The organism is Saccharomonospora sp. (assembly GCF_027317685.1).
Classification (GTDB): domain Bacteria; phylum Actinomycetota; class Actinomycetes; order Mycobacteriales; family Pseudonocardiaceae; genus Saccharomonospora.
The window spans coordinates 35,753-54,714 of record NZ_DAHVQP010000031.1 but is presented as its reverse complement, the minus strand read 5'-3'; the positions used below and the strand labels follow the sequence as shown (position 1 = coordinate 54,714).

The 18,962-nt window shown below is 65.5% G+C and carries 13 protein-coding genes and 3 pseudogenes; 11 read left to right on the top strand and 5 right to left on the bottom strand.

Features of this window, described 5'->3' with window-relative positions:
* Positions 1-5: 5 nt before the first annotated feature.
* Positions 6-1,192, top strand: a pseudogene (locus M7H19_RS03455) (iron chelate uptake ABC transporter family permease subunit).
* A 32-nt stretch (positions 1,193-1,224) separates the two neighbouring features.
* Entirely contained in the window at positions 1,225-3,009 is a 1,785-nt protein-coding gene (locus M7H19_RS03445; RefSeq protein WP_298177000.1) for an ATP-binding cassette domain-containing protein, read from the top strand.
* A gap of 116 nt (positions 3,010-3,125) precedes the next feature.
* On the opposite strand, the gene M7H19_RS03440 is transcribed toward M7H19_RS03445, so the two are convergent.
* Positions 3,126-3,719, bottom strand: coding sequence for a biotin transporter BioY (locus tag M7H19_RS03440; protein WP_298176998.1), 594 nt, complete (start codon positions 3,717-3,719; stop codon positions 3,126-3,128).
* A gap of 923 nt (positions 3,720-4,642) precedes the next feature.
* Here M7H19_RS03440 and M7H19_RS03435 point away from each other — a divergent pair.
* Entirely contained in the window at positions 4,643-5,788 is a 1,146-nt protein-coding gene (locus M7H19_RS03435; RefSeq protein ID WP_298177078.1) for an acetamidase/formamidase family protein, read from the top strand.
* A gap of 107 nt (positions 5,789-5,895) precedes the next feature.
* Here the strand turns inward: M7H19_RS03435 and M7H19_RS03430 are convergent, their stop codons facing one another.
* Positions 5,896-6,639, bottom strand: a complete 744-nt coding sequence (locus tag M7H19_RS03430) for a DUF1990 domain-containing protein (protein WP_298176996.1) — start codon at positions 6,637-6,639, stop codon at positions 5,896-5,898.
* 102 nt (positions 6,640-6,741) lie between these two features.
* On the opposite strand from M7H19_RS03430, the gene M7H19_RS03425 reads away from it, so the two are divergent.
* Positions 6,742-6,954 carry a hypothetical protein gene (locus M7H19_RS03425; RefSeq protein WP_298176994.1) on the top strand — a complete coding sequence of 71 codons (213 nt, stop codon included), beginning with the start codon at positions 6,742-6,744 and terminating at the stop codon, positions 6,952-6,954.
* 6 nt (positions 6,955-6,960) lie between these two features.
* Entirely contained in the window at positions 6,961-7,683 is a 723-nt protein-coding gene (locus tag M7H19_RS03420; RefSeq protein ID WP_298176992.1) for a DUF1990 family protein, read from the top strand.
* Positions 7,684-7,775: 92 nt separating this feature from the next.
* On the opposite strand, the gene M7H19_RS03415 is transcribed toward M7H19_RS03420, so the two are convergent.
* The 3 genes and pseudogenes from M7H19_RS03415 to M7H19_RS03405 all read right to left on the bottom strand — a co-directional run bounded on the left by M7H19_RS03415 (position 7,776) and on the right by M7H19_RS03405 (position 11,089).
* Positions 7,776-9,314 (bottom strand): amino acid permease, encoded by a 1,539-nt coding sequence (locus M7H19_RS03415; RefSeq protein WP_298176990.1) that lies wholly within the window; start codon positions 9,312-9,314, stop codon positions 7,776-7,778.
* A 376-nt stretch (positions 9,315-9,690) separates the two neighbouring features.
* Positions 9,691-10,326, bottom strand: coding sequence for a CoA transferase subunit B (locus M7H19_RS03410; protein WP_298176988.1), 636 nt, complete (start codon positions 10,324-10,326; stop codon positions 9,691-9,693).
* Positions 10,323-11,089, bottom strand: a pseudogene (locus M7H19_RS03405) (CoA transferase subunit A). Before M7H19_RS03405 ends, M7H19_RS03410 begins: the two are co-directional and overlap by 4 nt.
* Before the next feature lie 152 nt (positions 11,090-11,241).
* Here M7H19_RS03405 and M7H19_RS03400 point away from each other — a divergent pair.
* The 6 genes and pseudogenes from M7H19_RS03400 to M7H19_RS03375 all read left to right on the top strand — a co-directional run.
* Positions 11,242-11,352 (top strand): annotated as a pseudogene (locus tag M7H19_RS03400) (hypothetical protein); the annotation flags it as partial.
* A gap of 221 nt (positions 11,353-11,573) precedes the next feature.
* Positions 11,574-12,011 carry an IclR family transcriptional regulator C-terminal domain-containing protein gene (locus M7H19_RS03395; RefSeq protein WP_298176986.1) on the top strand — a complete coding sequence of 146 codons (438 nt, stop codon included), beginning with the start codon at positions 11,574-11,576 and terminating at the stop codon, positions 12,009-12,011.
* Between the two features lie 123 nt (positions 12,012-12,134).
* Positions 12,135-13,676 (top strand): DUF3375 family protein, encoded by a 1,542-nt coding sequence (locus M7H19_RS03390; RefSeq protein WP_298176984.1) that lies wholly within the window; start codon positions 12,135-12,137, stop codon positions 13,674-13,676.
* Positions 13,669-14,427 (top strand): DUF4194 domain-containing protein, encoded by a 759-nt coding sequence (locus M7H19_RS03385; protein WP_298176982.1) that lies wholly within the window; start codon positions 13,669-13,671, stop codon positions 14,425-14,427. The genes M7H19_RS03390 and M7H19_RS03385 overlap by 8 nt, the downstream gene beginning before the upstream one ends.
* The gene (locus M7H19_RS03380; RefSeq protein WP_298176979.1) at positions 14,420-17,794 is read left to right on the top strand and encodes an SbcC/MukB-like Walker B domain-containing protein; all 3,375 of its coding nucleotides are present in this window, start codon (positions 14,420-14,422) and stop codon (positions 17,792-17,794) included. Before M7H19_RS03385 ends, M7H19_RS03380 begins: the two co-directional genes overlap by 8 nt.
* Positions 17,781-18,962 (top strand): DUF3322 domain-containing protein, encoded by a 1,182-nt coding sequence (locus M7H19_RS03375; protein ID WP_298176977.1) that lies wholly within the window; start codon positions 17,781-17,783, stop codon positions 18,960-18,962. Before M7H19_RS03380 ends, M7H19_RS03375 begins: the two co-directional genes overlap by 14 nt.

Sequence of the window (18,962 nt, the reverse complement as noted above, 5' to 3'; positions counted from 1 at the left end):
GGCGGATGACTGCCGACGCTCACACATCCGGGATGCGGCCGGAGGAAGCCGTCGAGATTGCGCTCGAGTCGTTGCGTGCCAGCGGCCAGCGGATCACCGGTGCGCGCAGTGCCGTCATCGAGGCACTCTCCCAACTCGACGACCACCCGAGCGCGGAGCGAGTGTACGACCGGGTGCGCACGCTGCACCCCACGATTCACCGGGCCACCGTCTATCGCACATTGGACACTCTGACGGCATTCGGCGTGGTGACGCACGTGCACACCGGCGGTGGGGCGACCGCCTACCATCTCGCGCCGAGCGTGGCGTCTCCCGGACACCTCCACGCGAAGTGCCATCCCGGGCGGACGGCTCGGCGTCGCCACAGCTCTCTCTGGATCAGCGGCCTCGGTCTCGGTTTGGCCGCCACGATCGTGCTCGCGGTCGGCATCGGCGCGATAGGGGTGCCACCGGCGACCGTGTCGAAGATCATCGGTCACCATCTCTTCGGCACACCCGCCGAGATGAGCTGGACACTCGCCCAGGACTCCATCAGCTGGCAGGTACGCCTACCCCAGGTACTCCTCGGCGCCTCCGTCGCGGTCTTCGTCATCGCCAGGGCGGGAGGACGGATCACCTCGCTGCGGCTGCTGATAGCCGGAGTCGCCGTCGGCTACGCACTCTATGCGGCCACCAGCTTCCTGATCTTCGCTTCCGACTCGGCCCAGGGCTTGCGTTCCGTGCTGTTCTGGCTGCTCGGTTCCCTCGGCCTCGCTCGCTGGGGCCTGCCGCTGACCTCCGTGCTGGTGATCGTCTGCCTCACCGTGGCGGTACTCGCCGTGTGGAGCCGCCGTCTCGACGCTCTCGCCGTCGGTGACGAGACCGCGCACGCACTCGGAATCTCACCGACCGGCTTTCGGGTGCGACTGCTCGTGGTGGTCTCACTCTGTGTCGGGCCGTGGTGGCCGCCTCCGGCGGCATCGGTTTCGTGGGTTTGGTGATCCCGCACGTCGCGCGGCGCTTCGTGGGAGCGGCTCACGGCCGGTCGATTCCGGTGGCCGCGCTGCTCGGCGCCATCTTCCTCGTCTGGGCCGATGTCGTGGCGCGCGTGCTGTTGGAACCTCGCGAGCTGCCCATCGGCATCATCACCGCCCTCGTGGGCGCTCCGTTCCTGCTCCTGCTCGTTCGACGTTTCCATCCGGCGAGCACCTGATGCGACCGCGACGACAGCGAAGGAAACACCCCATGCGCCTCGGCCACCACCGCCTCACCGTCCTCCCGGCCACACTGGCCCTCCTGCTGATCGGCATCGCGTGCGGAGCACCCACGGCGGCTGGGGGAAGCTCGGCGTCGACATCCGGCGACTACCCCCTGACCATCACCAACTGCGGAGTCGATGTCACCTTCGAAGAACCTCCCGAACGGGTCATCCTGCTGGAGAGTGCGCCGGTGGCGTCGCTGAAGGCGCTGGGGGCTTTGGATTCCGTCGTGCTCCGAGCGGGCGCGTTCCCGCCCGACTACTACGACGCCGAGACCAACGCGGCCATCCAAGCCATCCCGTCTCTCGGCGAAGAGCTGGACTCAAGAGGTCATCTACAGATCTCCGAGGAAGTGATCATCTCCCGGCAACCGGACCTGGTGCTGGGCCTGCCCGACGGGATCACCCGCGAAGGACTCGATTCGGTGGGGATCAAGGCATTGGTGCAACCCACGATGTGTCCGGCGGGCGTGGAGGCCACCACGTTCGACGATGTCTACGAGCAGATCAACACCTACGGTCGGCTCTTCGACCGCCGAGCCCGAGCAGCGGATTTGGTGGCCTCGCTGAAGGAACGGGTCGCCGCCATCGAGAAGGCAGCGGACGACCAGCCGGAGCGGACAGCCGCCGTGCTGTACCCCACGGTCGGCGGAGGCGTCGGCTACGCCTATGGCAACGAGAGCATGGCGCACCCACAGCTGGAGGCCGCTGGGTTCACCAACGTCTACGCCGACGGCGACGAGCGCGTGTTCGAGGTGACGTGGGAAGACGTCCTCGACAAAGACCCGGACGTACTGGTGCTGCTCCACGTCGACGGTGACCCGGAGACGGTCAAGAAAGCTGTGGTGGGACTGCCCGGGGCCGGGGCGCTCCAGGCCGTGCGAAACGACGACATCCTGGTTCAGCTGTTCAACTTCACCGAGCCGCCGACACCGCTGTCGGTGGACGGGTTGGAAACGGCTCCACGAGACATTCGGTCCCACCTCGTGATCACCGCGGAGAACATCTCGTTCGCTTACGGTGACACCGTCGTGCTCGACGGCGTACGCTTGTCGGCCGCTCCCGGCCGAGTGGTGGGGCTGATCAGTCCCAACGGCAGCGGCAAGACCACGCTGCTCCGCACGCTCTACCCCGCGCTTGCCCCACGCGCGGGACTCGTCAGTCTCGACGACACTCCTTTGGAAGCGCTGCCCCGACGAGAGGTCGCCAGACGACTCGCCGTCGTGGTGCAGGAAGGAACCACCGAGCTCCCCCTGACGGTGGCCGAGACCGTCCTTCTGGGACGGTCGCCGCATCTGACGACGTTCCAACGGTACTCCGCGCAGGACTACCGGATCGCCGCGGCGGCACTCGCCGAAGTCGGCGCCCGCCACCTGGCCGACCGCGTCTTCGCCGGCCTGTCGGGCGGTGAGAAACAACGGGTGCTCATCGGCCGCGCGCTGGCGCAACAAGCCGATCACCTGTTACTGGACGAACCGACCAACCATCTCGATATCCGGTACCAGCACGAGGTGTTGCAACTGGTGCGCGCGCTTGAGGTGACCACGATCGTCGTGTTGCACGACCTCAATCTCGCCGCCCGCTACTGCGACCAAGTGGTGTTGTTGGAGCGCGGAAGGGTCAAAGCGGCCGGGACCCCTGACGAGGTACTCCGGCCGGAGATCCTCGAACCGGTCTACCACATCGGTGTGCAACGCGTGCTCTCCGACGGCGAACTGCAGCTGCTGTTCCGACCGCTGGCTCCGCCTTCGCCCACTTGCGACGGGAAGTGACATGCTCCGCCCGGCGAGTCACCGATCCCCTCGTTCGCCGCGGACAACGCGAAAGCCGGTGACGAGCGACGACGAGTCGCCTGTCACCGGCTTTCCTGAACAGCTGCCGGAGTCGGTCACTTCCGACCGGGCAGCCCCTTGATCTTCCTCACTGCCCACCATGCGCTGGGCAGCGTTCCGGTCGCCAGAGCGATCTTGATGGCGTCACCGATGAGGAACGGCACCACGCCCATCACCAGCGTTTCGGCCAGTCCCGCACCGAGCGAGAGCCCGAGCCAGGTCAGACCGAAGGCGTAGATCACCAGGTTGCCGGCGACCATCGTCAGAGCCGTGCGGGGCACGGTGCGATCCCAGCCACGCTCGGACGCCACACCCACGAGAGCGGCCGCCGCCACCATGCCGACGAGGTATCCCGCGCTCGGTGCCGTGAGTATCCCGAACCCGGAGTTCCCCTCGGCGAAAACCGGGAGCCCGGCGAACCCGACAGCCAGGTACGCCAGAAGGGTCATGGTGCCGCGCAGCGCCCCGAAGGAGGCACCCACCAGCAGCACGGCGAAGGTCTGCCCTGTGAGAGGGACCGGGGTGATCGGAAGAGGAATCACGATCTGCGCGGCCACGGCGATCATGGCAACGCCGCTGGCGACGATCGCGAGTTCAGCGAGCTTCCCACGGGCTGGGACCAGTGTGGGAACGAGAGGGATCGAGGTCATGAATCACTGCTCCATCGAGCTTCGGAGGTGTGGAGACGGAACGGGGCCACGAAGAGCATCCGGTACTTCACGGACCTCACCACCGTTCCTTCTGCGATGCCCGGTGCCGCAGACACCGGCTACACCGTGTTCGGAGTTGAGAGCGTACCGACCTCTCCCGGAATCCTCACCTGCCGAGCAGGTGTCCCCGCTGTGATCTACCTCTTAGAACGCGCTCCGCCAGCCCCTGGGAAGAAGCACTTCGGTACTCGCGGTGACGAGTCAACGCTCCCGCAGTATGAGAACAGGCAGCCTTACCGAAATCTACCGGCCGGTACTTTCCGGGTCGTCACCCGGCCATCGCCAGAGCCCCTCCGCTCAGCAAGGAGACTCCCGCGAAATCGGGACAGGGCACCGTTCGAGAACGAGACCCTCGCCCCGTCGCCCATTTTCGGTCAGGTCGCCACAAACGATTGAGGAGCATACATATTTCCAGCCGGACCCACGACCTTCATCGCGAAATCGCGACACTGAAATCGGATCGACCCACGAGGAAGGCACCGAAAGGAACCCACTCGCCGACAGAACAACAGGAAATTAGCACTTTTCACCCGAAAAGCAAGGGTTTCACGATATCCCCTTTCTTCACCTTCGGAGAATACCCACCGTTACCGGCATTCGAGCCCAAAAGAAGTCATGGATCCAGCCCGTTCACCCACTCGGCTCACCGGAACAGGCTCTTCCTTGACTTACCCCCGAACGAAAGTGAATATCGATCGGCATGCGGTCTCCGCTGTGTGACCCCGATACAGAAGTCGTCCGATTTTTCGCCCTGAATCGGGTCAGCTAGCTCCCCCGGGAGCCCGGTACGCTCAGGAGGCACATTGACCGGCCGAAACAACGATTTCACGAAGTCCGGGGTATCACGATTTCCGGACCGAGATCTGGGGGTACCTCGGTTCAAGTGCGAGGTAGGAGTACCACTCGCCGAGCAAAAGGAGTTGGGGCACAACCGGTTTCACCCGGATATCCCGCCGCTGTTCGAGTGCGACCCCGGCGACGAGGTGATATTGGAAACCCCCGGCTACGACGACTACCAGCTCCGTGATCGGGACGACGACAGCGACATACATTTCGATCTCACCCGCACTCACCCGCTCGCCGGTCCGATCCGTATACGGGGCGCCGAACCCGGTGACCTGCTCGTCGTCGAATTGCTGGACATCCAGCCGCTGAGCGGTATCGGATACTCCAACATCCTTCCGGGGATGGGAGGGCCGCTCAAAGAACGGTTCCCAGACGGGTTCAAGACGGTGTGGGATCTGCACGGCCTCTACGCGACGTCACGGCAGGTCCCCGGGGTACGCATCCCCGCTATCAGCCATCCGGGCATCATCGCCGTCGCACCGTCGCACGAGTTGCTGGCGCAGTGGAACCGTCGTGAAGACCCTTTGATCGCAAGCGGCCAGGCAGGCCCACGGGCCGAAGCCACCGACACCGCGGTGCTGCGAACACTCGAAGGGAAGGAATGGGAGCGTGTGGCGGCGGAGGCGGCTCGCACCATTCCCCCGAGGGAGAACGGCGGGAACATGGACATCAAGAACATGTCCCGCGGCTCCAAGGTCTATTTCCCCGTGTTCGTCGAGGGCGCCCTCTTCTCCTGTGGCGATCTGCACTTCGCCGAGGGCGACGGGGAGATCACGTGGAACGCGATTGAGATGGACGGCTCAGCGTGGCTGAAGTTCGATCTGATCAAGGGCGGCATGGCCAAGTACGGCATCCGCAACCCCGCGTTCCGCCCATCCCCGGTCGACCCGAACTTCGGCAATCGGTATATCAGCTTCGTCGGCTACAGCGCCCGCGGCGAGGAGCAGCGATACCTCGACACGACGATGGCGGCGGTCGACGCCGTCGAGCAGGGGATCGACTACCTCACCAAGTTCGGTTACACCCCGGAACAGGCCTACACCATCATCAGTGTGGCGCCCTGTGAGATGCACGTCGGTGGAGTCGTGGACATTCCCAACGCCGCGGTCACGTTGAGCATCCCGGTGGACATCTTCGACCAAGACATCCTGCCGACCGCTTAAGTTCCCCTTCAAGGCCGCAGAAGCCCCGGCCCGTCACTTCCGGGGCTTCTTGCGTCCTCAGCCCGCGTGAACACATCGGCGAACGCCCATCGGCCGGTTCGACGGCGTCAGGCCTTCCCGGTCGCGGACATGACGGGTACGGCGACATCGCCGCTCGTGTCGATTCGGCGGGTGGAGACATGGACACCGTCCACCAGCCGACCACCTGATGTCGCGACAGCGGCCAGGCAGAAGCGAACCCACATGTTGAGCTGTACCTCCTTGGCGAATCGCAGACGTGTGTACAGCAGGTGCACCAGACGGCTGCTGCATCTGGCCCAGAGCTCGATCTCGAACACCAGCACCGCTCCGTCCTGGCGCGCACGGAACTGCACCTGGCCGGCTTCCAGATGTCCCCGCAGGGTCACCAGGCGTAGCAACGTGTTCTCGCGGTGTACCACTCTGACGGGACCGTTCCACGGTCCCGGCATCTCCACCAGCATCTCGTCGCCCACCTCCAGTCCCTGGGCACCGGCCTCATCGGAGCGGACATCGACCACCTCCGAGGGGACGAAATGTTTGAAGTCATGGATGACGCGGTCGATGAGCTGGTCGGCGCCGAGTTCGGCCGCTGCTATGCACACGTGGAAACGCCGGTGGAACACAGGACCGCAGCCGTCCGAGATCAGCTGCACTCGGTCGTCGATCGCTTCGGGGGGTACCTGCGGGGGGCGGTCCCATTCGTCGCCCGGACATTCGGTTCGATGCAGGGGTGTCGTCTCCCACAGGTAGCGCCAGGTGACCAGCGCGGTACCCAGGAGCCATCGCGTGACTACGGTGAGCGCCCTGGGAGGTCGCGACAGTCGCAACATCGGCGCCCCTCCAAATCGATGAACCGGGGGTAATTCGGGTACAGACTCTGCTGTACCCCGTACAGCGGGTGTGACACGAAGTCGACGAATGCGGAGGCGCACATGGTGGTCGGGTTACTGCATCGGGTCGGGGTGCGCAGCACCCATCTGTACCTCACCTCATTGGCCACGATCGGTCTCTGCCTGGGCTTGTGGATACGTGCCAAGACGGTGGATCAGGCTCAGCGGGGAAACGCCGAGCGGCGCGCACTCTTCGTGGGGCTGTGGCCGCCGACGATGTGGCTGATCGGCGACTCGCTGCAGGAACACGAGTGACCCCGGATGCGAGACTGGATCTTCGGGCGGCTCGACTCCGCTCGAGTCTGGAGCGACCTCGCCGACGCCCGCATCAACTATTCGATCGATGAGGTACGTCGACCCGCTTGGAACATCGACACGCACCGTAGGATTCTCGCCACAGAACGCCCCGGGCCGCCGGAGCCGGAGGGCCCTTGGGAGCACGCCTGCCGGTTGGTGCGTGACTACGAGTTCTCTCCCCCGGAGATCGTTCGCGCGCTCTACGATCCGACCACACCGCTACTCGGACGCGACATGCTGCTCGAGGCTCGGTTCCCGGGGATTCACTTCTATTGCGGAGTCCGTATCACCGAGGTGGTGGACAAGACGCTGGAGAACGGTGACAGGACCTGGGGATGGGCATACGAAACCCTCGAAGGCCACCTCGAGCGCGGCAAGGTGACCTATGAGGTGGTGAAACACCGGGGCACCGGCCAGGTGGAGTTCGTGGCCTCGAGTCATTCGCAGGGCGCTCCCACCCTGGGCCCTGTGACGTTTCTGGGCTGGCGGGTCTTCGGCCGACACATCCAGCTGAGCTTCTACCGCCGATGCGGTGAGCGGCTGCAAGCCTTCGTCGAGGCGGGTCTGCGCGGTGAGGACGCGCTGCCCGACGTCCGGGCTCATGTCGATCACCTGGTGCTCGCCCCCTCCGACACCAAGATCCATCGCCTGGACGCGTTGGCGATCCACCGGATCTTCCCCGGCTGAGCGAACAGAAGACGGCTCGGTCGGAGCGAGCCGACGAACCCCTCGACGTGCCGGTGGGCCGGTCCGCACCGGACCGGCCCACCGAGTTCACTTCACTCCTGGCCGGAGTTGGCCACCGGCTTCTCGTCCACCTTCTGTTGTCCCCGTTCGCATTTTCCGAGCAGCGAATGCCGCTTGCCGTAGAGGAAGTACACGACCACGCCGATCGCCATCCACACGAGGAAACGCAACCAGGTCAGCACGGTCAGGTTCAACATCAACCACACGCAGGCGGCGATCGCCAGGATCGGCACCAGGGGGACCAGCGGCACGCGGAAACCACGGGGCAGGTCGGGGCGCTTCTTGCGCAACACCAACACACCAGCCGACACCAGGATGAACGCGAACAGCGTTCCGACGTTGACCATTTCCTCGAGCTTGCCCGCATCGAAGAAGGTGGCGGCCACGGCGACCGCGATGCCGACAAGGAGGTTCACCCGCACCGGGGTGCCTCGCGAGCCGGTCTTCGCGAGTTTGCGCGGCAACAGCCCGTCGCGCGACATCGCGAACAGCACACGCTGTTGGCCGAGCAACAGAACCATGACCACCGTGGTCAGGCCGGCGAGGGCGCCGATGGAGATGATGTTCGCCGCCCAGTCGACGCCGTGCAGCGAGAACGCCGTCGCCAGCGTCTTACGGCCTTCCGGTTCGGCGTCGGTGGCCAGCTCGGTGTAGGGCGCCATGCCGACAACCACGAGCGAGGTCGCCACGTAGAGCACGGTGACGATCGCCAGCGAGCCGAGGATGCCACGCGGCACGTTGCGTTGCGGGTTACGGGTCTCCTCGGCGGTGGTGGCCACAACGTCGAAACCGAGGAAGGCGAAGAACACCAGCGAAGCACCGGCCAGAAGTCCGAACGCGCCGTAGACGCTGCCGGATCCGCCGACGAGTACGGAGAACAGGGACTGTTCGAGACCGGCCCCCGATTCGCCACCCTCGGCAGCGGGCGGGATGAACGGCGTGTAGTTGTCCGGGCTGATGTAGGCCAGCCCCATGATGATCACGAAGAGGATGATCGCGACCTTGAGCGCCGTGACCACGATGCTGAACCGCGACGACAGCTTGGTACCGAGTGTCAACAATGTGGCCAGGATGGTGACCAGCAGCAGCGAGCCCCAGTCGACGCTGACGGCGCCGAGCTGCACGGTGGTGGCGACGCCCTCACCGAAGGCCATCACCAACACTTCCTGCAGATAGACCGACCAACCCTTGGCCACCGCGGCGGCGGCCACCGAGAACTCCAGGATGAGATCCCAGCCGATGATCCACGCGAGGAACTCACCGAACGTGGCGTAGGAGTACGTATAGGCGCTACCGGCGACGGGGACCGCGGAGGCGAACTCGGCGTAGCACAATCCCGCGAGCGCGCACGCGATTCCCGCGAACACGAACGCGAGCGCCACCGACGGGCCCGAGATGTCACCGGCGGTGCGCGCGGTGAGCGTGAAGATGCCGGCACCGATCATCACCGCGACACCGAAGACCATCAGATCCCATGCGCCGAGGTTCCTGCGCAGTCGGGTGTCTGGCTCGTCAGTATCCGCGATCGACTGCTCGACCGACTTCGTTCGCCAAATACCGCTGGCCGGCACGGTGTCCTCCTTGGCTGCCAAGATCGCGAAACAGGCAGCAAACCTTAACCGGTCCCGTGGGCTCGCGCTAGGATCCAATTCCAGCCGGTCCCCGGGACCAACTCCGCAGTAACCATTCGAGGCTACGAGCACCGGCCACAGGGATTTCAAAAGGCCGTACCGTTCATCGGTTTCGTCACAGTCACCACGCCGGGCGGATGTCCAGCTTTTCCGATTGCTTGCCCGTGGAGCCGTCGATGACCGCGGCCTACGCGTTGGGAACGTCGACTCTTCGGGCTGAGGAGATGCGCGGCAGCCGAGGTAAGAGCCGATCCTCTCAGGGCGCGAGGTGCAACGCCCGCACGCTCGCTGCTGAAAGGATCGGCTCGTCTCCCGCTCAGACGCGAACCAAAAGATCGGGTTCGGTCTTGGCCCGGACCTCGTCTTCGGTGACGCCCGGTGCAAGTTCGACCAGCACGAGCCTGTCCGGAGTGACGTCGATGACCGCGAGGTCGGTGATGATGCGTTCGATGACGCGCTTGCCCGTGTAGGGCAGAGAGCACTCGTTGACGATCTTGTAGGAGCCGTCCTTGGCGACGTGCTCCATCACGACGATGACCCGCTTGGCGCCGTGGACGAGGTCCATCGCCCCGCCCATGCCCTTGACCATCTTGCCGGGGATCATCCAGTTCGCGATGTCGCCGTGCCGGGAGACCTGCATCGCGCCCAGGATGGCCGTGTCGATCTTGCCGGCGCGGATCATGCCGAAGCTCGTGGCGGAGTCGAAGAAGCTCGTCCCTCGACGGAGCGTGACGGTCTCCTTACCCGCGTTGATCAGGTCGGGGTCCACGTCCTCCTCCGCCGGATACGCGCCCACGCCGAGGACGCCGTTCTCGCTCTGCAAGACGATCTCCACGTCGTCGGGCACGTAGTTGGGCACGAGCGTCGGCAACCCGATGCCCAGGTTGACGTAGTCACCGTCGTGGAGCTCAGCCGCGGCACGAGCCGCCATCTGCTCACGGGTCCAGCTCATGCCCGCACCGTCCTTTTCTCGATCCTCTTGTCCACGGCCTGCTCGGGGGTCAATGCGACGACCCGCTGCACGAACACCCCGGGGTATGGATCTCGTCGGGGTGCAGTTCCCCGGGTTCGACGAGCTGTTCCACCTCGGCGATGGTGACCCTCCCGCACATCGCGGCGAGTGGGTTGAAATTGCGCGCTGAGTGGCGGAAGACAAGGTTGCCGTGCCGATCACCCTTCCACGCGCGGACCAACGCGTAGTCGGCGGCGATCGCGTGCTCCAGCACGAACTCCTTGTCGCCTTCGGGGGTGGGGAACGTGCGCACTTCCTTGGTGGGCGAGGCGATCGCCACCGAACCGTCGGCCGCGTACTTCCACGGCAGTCCGCCGTCCGCTACCTGCGTGCCCACGCCTGTCTGCGTGAAGAACGCCGCGACTCCCGAGCCGCCCGCACGCATCCGCTCGGCGAGCGTGCCCTGCGAAGTCAACTCCACTTCGAGCTCACCGGCGAGGTACTGCCGGGCGAACTCCTTGTTCTCACCTACGTACGAGGCGACGATCCGCCGCAACCGGCCGGCCGCGAGCAACAGCCCGATACCGGCGTCGTCCACACCCGCGTTGTTCGAGAAGACCTCGAGGTCGTCAACATCGGTGCCGGACAAGGCTTCGATGAGCACCGACGGGATCCCGCACAGACCGAAACCACCCACGGCGAGGCTCGATCCCGACGTGATGTCGGCAATCGCCTCGTCCGCTGATGTCCAAGTTTTGTCCATGAGCCCCTCCACGATGAGCAGGTCGAGCCCCATGACAACCGGACGTCCATTCCACGATCAATGATCTTTCGCTCAAACCTGCTGGAATGGTCGCTCAGTGAAACCGCCCTGCGAGGTTGCGTTCACTCAGTGAACACACCACACTCCTCCTCGTGGAGACACGGGGGCTGGTGGAGCGGACGACAAAGATACTGCGGACGCTCTCGCGGTTTCGTACCGGCGGTGCCTCGACGAGCCAGGTGGCGACCGCGTCCGGGCTGCCTCGCCCGACGGTGCACCGGTTGCTGACCGCGCTGCACCGGGAAGGCTTCGTCGACCGGGACAACACCACGGGGGCGTGGTATCTCGGACCGGAGCTGTTCCTGCTCGGCTCCACCGCGGCGGCGCGCTACGACCTCACCGACGTGGCTCGCCCCCACCTCAAGGCACTCGCCTCCACGACGGGGGAAAGCGCTTCTTCTCCGCCCGCCGAGGCGATGAAACCGTGTGCCTGCTCCGGAAGGACGGTGACTTCCCCATCCGGTCGTTCGTCCTGTTCGAAGGCGCTCGGTTCCCCCTGGGTGTGGTCTCCGCGGGACTCGTCGTCCTGGCGCACCTTCCCGATCGGGAGATCGACGAGTACCTGAGCCGAGCCGACCTCACCACCGACTTCGGAGACTCACACAGCGCCACCGCGGTGCGCGAACGCATCCGACAGACACGCGCCGACGGGTACTCCACCAATCCCGGCCTGGTGGTCGAAGGGAGCTGGGGTATGGCCGCCGCGGTGTTCGACGAGCTGCACCGTCCCGAATGGGCGCTCACCCTGACCGGGATCGAACCTCGCTTCCACCCCGAGCGACGCCGTGAGCTCGGCGCATTACTCCTCAGGCACGCCCACGCGCTGGGCAAAGCCATTCGAGCCCGATACGCCACCAGATGAAGTCGGTAGGACGAGCTCACCGATCCGCCAGGATGGCACGACCCGCACTCCGATTCTTGTCGGTGGCTACCTCTATCCTCCGTAGCGGGGATGCACCACCGCGCACTGGGGAGGCCGTCACACATGGGAGGCAAGACCGCTGAGCAACTGTTCCACGAGTTCACCACCAACGCCGCCGCTGACGTCACGCTCTCCCTGTTGCGTTCCAAGGACGCACTGCTGAACCTCGCGCTCATGGCAGCGCATCTCGGTGACGGGCAGATCGTCGACGGGCAGACGTTGACGGCGGTCATCGACGCGGACCTCCCTCGGTTACTGCGCTCCGCACCGTCTACTGAAGACGAACTCACGCCCCTCGCGACCGACGCTGACACGTTGCTCACCCGGTGGACCAAACGCGGGTGGGTGCATCGCAGCGTCGATCCGGCCACCCGGGTCGAGCGCTATCAGCTCACCTCCGGCGCCGCGCAAGCGGTGCGTCAGATGCGTAACCTGCGTCGGCACACCTCGGTCGCCACCGAGTCCGCGCTGTCGATGGTGATGGCTGAGATGCATCAGATCGCCGCCGAGGCCAACCCCGATCCAACGGCACGACGGGCCGCTCTCGACGAGCAGATCGCCATACTCACCGAACAGCGGCGCGCGATCGAAGGGGGCCAAGAGCACGCTGTGGATCACCGGGAACTGGTCGACCGGGTTTCCGCGCTCGCCCACCTCATCGAACGGATTCCGTCGGACATCGCCCGCTATGGAGAGCGGATGCAGGCCAACACAACCGCTCTCGTGCGGCAAAGCCTCGCCGACGATCCCGAGGAGTTCGCCGAGTCACTGCAACGGATGTTCGACGGACACGACGTCATCGCCGAATCTCCCGAAGGACTCGCGTTCCGGGCATTCGCCACTCTCATCGCGACACCGTCCCAGCGGTCACAACTCGAGTCCGACATCGCCGAGGTACTCGCCCACCTCGATGACCTTCCCGACGAAGTGACCGAAGCTCTCTCCGGATTCATCGGAACCACGTGGGAGCGTGTGCAGGAGGTCGAGGAGACGCGAGCCGTGGCGTTTCGCCGGGTGAGCAGCTTCGTGCGGGGTGGTGACGCTTCCTACTACCGCAGCATGCGTACTCGTGTCGCCGAGGCGCAGGCCGCGGCGACCGAGGCGTTCCGGCACAGTCACGGAGGCCGCGATATCGGGTTCACCATCCCGATCAGTGGTGTCTCCACCACCTCGGTCGGGCGGCTGCGGCTGCACGACGGCACCAGCGACACGCCCGACCCGCTCGACGACACGGCGGACTTCCCGATCGATCCCGCCGCGGTCGTCGGACAGGAGTCCCTAGACTGGGTCGCGCTGCACTCGACGGTGAACACTGCCGTGGACGCCCACGGTGGTACCGCCACACTCCCGGACGTGCTCGCCCGACTCCCCGAGCCGCGCACCGGCGACATCATCGCGTTGTGGTCGCTTGCCACCCGCTTCGGCGAGACCGACACGGCACAACCGGTCACCGTCTCAGCCAACACCTCGGCGGGCATCCGCGAGATCACGCTTCCTCAGCTGTTGTTCACCAGACGATTACCCGACCTCGCCGCACCCACCGCCGGTGCTGTCACGTTCCTCCAATCCCAAACCGCTCTGCTGGAAGACACACTCGATGCCTGACACCCCCGTGTTCGCCGACATCTTCGGTGACGCACTGTTCGACGACACACCGTCCACGCACCGGGAACTCGATCCCGCGGAAGTCTTCGACCACACCGACCATGCGACCGTGGGCTCGCAGGTCCCCGCCGACCGGAAACCCCGGTTCCCCGGTGACACGAGCCAACTGCCTCCGGAAGCCTGTTGGGCGCTCCAGGAGCTGGTCGCCGCACCGCACATCACCGATAAGTCCAAAAAGCATTGGCCGGTCGTCGTACAGTACGAAACCGAACTTCGCAGCAGGCTTTCCGAGCTCGGGCTCGTGCTCGAACTCAACCACGAGCATCGTTTCGCGTTCACCCGGCAAGCCGAGGACCCCAGTCCCCACAGCCGGAACATCCTCCGGACGAAGACGCTCAGCCTGGGGGCGAGCGCATTGGCGCTCTACCTCTACCAGCGCTACCTCGCCGCTCCGGACAACCCGGTGGTCGAGACCGACGACATGATCGACCACATGCTCGCCTACAAGCGGCCGGACGACACCGACGAAGCGACCTTCCACAAAAGGATCCTCTCCGCCATCAAATCGCTCGACGACGCCGCGATCATCAAACCGATCAAGGGCACCGACCGGTATCTGATCCACAGCGTCATCACCTCGATCCTCACCGCCGACCGAGTCGAGGCTCTCCACGACCGCTACCGGGCTCTCGCGCGCGGTGAGAACAGTCGTGACGCACTCGCCGACACCGAGGAGCCCGCCGATGAGTGACTCGCGGGACCGGAGGCGATACCTCGGCCAGTTCCGGCTCGTCCGGCTCCAAGTGGTCAACTGGGGCACGTTCACCGGCTACAAGGACCTCCCGATCGACGAACGCGGCGTGCTGTTCACCGGGCCGTCCGGCTCGGGCAAGTCATCGCTGATGGATGCCCACTCGGTGGTGTTGCTGCCCACATCCGACCAGCGCTTCAACGCCTCCGCCGATCTGAGCGCACGCGGCGCGAAACAAGCCACCCGAAGCATCGCCGACTACGTGAGGGGCGCGTGGTCCGAGACCAACGACGAGCACGAACAGTCCCGGGTGCGGTACCTACGTGGTGGCAAGCCCACATGGTCGGCGATCGGTGCGGCCTACTCCGACGGACTCGGTTCCACCACCACGGCAGTGGTCGTGAAGTGGTTCACCGGGACGGAGAACGACACGTCCTCGCTGAAGACGCTGTACCGTCTACACGAGGGCCACTTCGACCTCACCGCGTTGGAAGAGTGGGCCAGGCGTGGATTCGACACCCGCTGGCTCAACGCGACACACCCGGCCGACACCCCTGACACCCAGAAGTCCTACCTCGATGCCCTCGCCAAACGCATCGGCCTCGGCATCTCGAAAACAGCGCGTTCGCTGCTGGGCAAGGCGAAGGCGATGAAGAACGTGGGCGATCTCAACTACTTCATCCGGCATGACATGCTGGATGAGCCCGATACGTTCGCGGCGGCACAGAAAATGCTCGACGCGTTCACCCCGCTCAACGAGGCCTACGAGATCGCGCGCCGTGCGAACGCCCAGGCGAAAGTATTGGCAAACGTTCCCGAGAACTGGGCGATCTATCAGGAATCGCAGCGCACTCGCGTACTCGCCGAAGCCCTCACGGGAGAACCGATGGAGCGATACCTGCGCGAACGTCACCTGAGGGTCGTCGAAGCGGAGATCGACCGGCTTGACCGCGCGATCACTGCAGGCGCCCGGGACCTCGAACAACACGAACATCAGGCGGAGCAAGCCGAAGCCGAATACCTTTCACTGGCCAGGCAGTTCGAAGACAGCAACCGGCTGATACGCGAACTCGACGCCGACTTAAGACAACGCCGCTCCGAACTCGCCTTCCGCGAACGCGCACACCAGGACTACAGCGCCTTGGTCGGCGCGCTCGGCAGGCAATGCCCGGAAGACGAGGCCGGGTTCACCTCTCTCCGCGACAAGCTGGCCGACATCGAAAGGGAAGCGCGGGCGCAGCAGAAGGAGATCGACGCGCGGAGACGTCCGGCGGCAGCGGCAGCGGAGCAAACACAGCGGCTCCACGACGACAGAGCAGCCGAACTGCAGGCCCTGCGGTCCTCACGGACCCTGATTCCCACCACGCAACTGCGCTCCAGGCAGCGCATCGCGGACGGCGCCGGGGTCCCGGTCACCGATCTACCGTATGCGGCGGAGCTGATCGACGTGATCGACGGTGAACAGCGATGGCGGCCTGCGGCGGAGAAGGTCCTCCGCAACTTCGGTCTGCGGCTGCTGGTTCCCGAACGTCACCACCGTGCCGTGCAGTCCTTCATCGACACCAACGACATGCGCGGCGTCGTCGAATACAGCATCGTTCCCGCACGATCGCATCGCCCCGCCCCGGCGGATCCGACCACGTTGGCGGGAAAACTCGACGTCGACACCGATCACCCCTGTGGGGCGTGGCTTCTGAGGCAGCTCACCTCACGGTTCGCCCACGTGTGCGTCGAAAGCGCCGACGAGCTCGGCAACCACTCCCTCGCGGTCACCGTGCGGGGCACGGTGAAGCGCCCCGGCAACCACTACCGCAAGGATGATCGGCCCGAACTCACCAATCCCGCCTCCTACATCCTCGGTGCGAACACGGAGGCCAAACTGGCCGCGCTGGAGGCCGAGGTCGCCGAACTCGCCGCCGCAGCACGTCGTGCCGCCGAGTTGGCCGACGAGCTGGACGCCCGCTATCTCGCGGTGTCGAAGACGATAGAGGCCGTCACGAAGCTCACCGGGTACCACAGCTGGGCGGAACTCGACCGCTCAAGCGCCTCGGAAGCCATCCGCCGGCTGGAACAGCGCATCACCGACCTCAAGAACGCCGACACCGACCTCCGCAGCCTGGAGCAGCAGCGGGATGAGGCGAAAAAACACTGGCAGGAATGCTCCGACACCTGCTCGACGCTGAGGACCGTGATCGCCGACGACCGGCGTCGCCGAGAGCGCCTCACCGAGGTCCTGGAGCGAGAGCGGTCCTGCCCACACTCGGTCGATGTCGATACCGACCGCGAATACCTGGACGCCGTGTTCGGCGACGTCGAGGTCGAGCTGACCCCCGACACTCTCCCCCAGGTACGCAGCGCGTTCCGGAAGGAACTCGAACGACGCCGCGATGCGGCGAATGCCCATCGCGACCTCGCCCATTCGCAACTGAAGACGGCCATCGACCAGTTCCTGGAACGGTGGGAGTCCTCGGCACCGGACAACAGCGGCGACGTGGACCGTTCCGGAGCGGACTTCGTCGCCCTGTACTCCGACATCACGCAACGACGTCTCCCCGACGCGATGACCCACTTCGAGCGGATGATCAGCCAGGACATGGTGCCGTCGATCAGCGTGCTCTACCACGCCGTGCAAGCGGCGACCACCGAGATCGAACGGCGCATCGCGATGGTCAACTCCGGGCTGCGCCGGGTGGAGTTCAACCCGGGGACCCACCTGCAAATCGCCTACAAGGCCAACCCCTCCCCCGATGTCCACGACTTCCGGCGCAGGGTGGACGCCCTGTTGCGGGGCGCGTCCCAAGCACTGCGCGACCCGACGAAGCTGCTCGCCCAGTTCCGCCAGATCCGCGACCTGATGAAACGTTTCACCGGAACCGGCGCCGAGGACATCAGGTGGCGCGCCAATGTGCTCGACGTCCGCACCGGCTACCAGTTCTATGGGCGTGAAGTGGACGCCGAGGGGGTGACCACGACGACGTACCGCAACACCGCGTCCAATTCGGGCGGGGAGCAGGAAAAACTCGTGGCCTTCTGCCTCGCCGCGGCACTCAGCTACAATCTCGCCGAATCGGGCTCCGACGGCAGGCCGCTGTTCGCACCGCTGATGTTGGACGAAGCGTTCAGCAAGTCCGACGAGACGTTCTCCCAGCAAGCGCTCGGGGCGTTCGACGAGTTCGGGTTCCAACTGATCATCGCGGCTCCGATCCGTATGTCCGGCATCCTGGAACCCTTCATCGGACAGGCGGTGCTGGTGGACAAGCGGGTGACCGACGACGGAGCCTTCTCCCACGCCGCGACGGCCACTTTCGGAGAGCTGTCGGCTCGGGGTGGTAATGCATCGTGGAGAAGCTCCCATGCTCCGGCCTGAGGACGTCATCGCCACATTGCGACGCCGGTTCGAAAACGGCTATCCGGACTGGGCGCGTGGCCGAGGCACATGGCCGATACGCCTCGGCCTGCGTCCCCCGACCACACAGCAACGGGCAGCGGATCCGGTGGCGTGTCACGCCTGGGCCGAGGAATGGCGCGCGTTCCCGGGGCCGGGTGTGGTCGAATACGTCGCGTTGCGGTTCCCCACCGGCACGCATTCCATGCCCAAGACACTGGTCGTGGACTCTCCCCACGCCGTGGCCACCGCGAACACGACCACCGAGGCAACCTGGCGACGGTGCGGACGGCGGCTCACGGCACTGCAACGGGAGTTTCCGCAGGCACGCTTCGACCGCATCATCCGCCGGATCACGGAGCTTTCCGAGGTCGAGTACGGAAGGCTCGTCGCGACGGTGCGCTGGTTGAGTGCCCATCCCGCATCGGGGATGTTGCTGCGCCAGTTGCCGATCGAGGGCATCGACACCAAATGGCTTGAACGGCACGCGGGTCTGGTGCTGCCCCTGCTCGGCGCACGTGAGATCGGTGCCGAGGACTCGCGGCGTTTGGGCCTGCACGAGCGGCTGGGCCTGCGCAGACCACCGGAGTTGGTGCAGGCCGCCGTGCTCGACCCTGTGCTACGTGACCGTGTGGGCGGCATGCGGCACTTCGCCGCCTCGGTCGACGACTTGAACCGGTGGACTCATCGACCCGATGTCGTGCTGATTTTGGAGAACACCGCGACCGCCTATGCGCTCACCGATGATCGACCTGGCGTGGTGGTGCTGCACGGCCAGGGATTCAGCGTCGCGCGATATTCCCGTATCGACTGGGTGCACACCGCTTCGAAAGTGTTCTACTGGGGTGACATCGACCTGCCGGGCCTGTACTTTCTCAACGATCTCCGCGCCGCTGGGGTGAGGGTCGACTCGCTTCTCATGGACGTCGCCACGCTGGAGGAGTTCCGGCATCTCGCTGTCGAAGGTTCCGCACCGCCCCGAACCGCACTGCCACATCTGACCGATACCGAGCGGCGACTCCACACGCTGCTCACCGACCACGCGGCCACCCACGGCGTCGGATTGCTGTTGGAGCAGGAACGCATTCCGTGGCCGCACGCCGATACGGTGCTGCGCTCCCGGATCAGGAACTCGCCGAACGCCACGTGA

Excerpts from the sequence above, each read along its gene's own strand:
- M7H19_RS03445 (WP_298177000.1), top strand. The coding sequence starts at position 1,225 with ATGCGCCTCGGCCACCACCGCCTCACCGTCCTCCCGGCCACACTGGCC.
- M7H19_RS03420 (WP_298176992.1), top strand. The coding sequence starts at position 6,961 with ATGCGAGACTGGATCTTCGGGCGGCTCGACTCCGCTCGAGTCTGGAGC.
- M7H19_RS03380 (WP_298176979.1), top strand. The coding sequence starts at position 14,420 with ATGAGTGACTCGCGGGACCGGAGGCGATACCTCGGCCAGTTCCGGCTC.
- M7H19_RS03385 (WP_298176982.1), top strand. The coding sequence starts at position 13,669 with ATGCCTGACACCCCCGTGTTCGCCGACATCTTCGGTGACGCACTGTTC.
- M7H19_RS03410 (WP_298176988.1), bottom strand. The coding sequence starts at position 10,326 with ATGAGCTGGACCCGTGAGCAGATGGCGGCTCGTGCCGCGGCTGAGCTC.
- M7H19_RS03440 (WP_298176998.1), bottom strand. The coding sequence starts at position 3,719 with ATGACCTCGATCCCTCTCGTTCCCACACTGGTCCCAGCCCGTGGGAAG.
- M7H19_RS03430 (WP_298176996.1), bottom strand. The coding sequence starts at position 6,639 with ATGTTGCGACTGTCGCGACCTCCCAGGGCGCTCACCGTAGTCACGCGA.
- M7H19_RS03390 (WP_298176984.1), top strand. The coding sequence starts at position 12,135 with ATGGGAGGCAAGACCGCTGAGCAACTGTTCCACGAGTTCACCACCAAC.
- M7H19_RS03425 (WP_298176994.1), top strand. The coding sequence starts at position 6,742 with ATGGTGGTCGGGTTACTGCATCGGGTCGGGGTGCGCAGCACCCATCTG.
- M7H19_RS03375 (WP_298176977.1), top strand. The coding sequence starts at position 17,781 with ATGCTCCGGCCTGAGGACGTCATCGCCACATTGCGACGCCGGTTCGAA.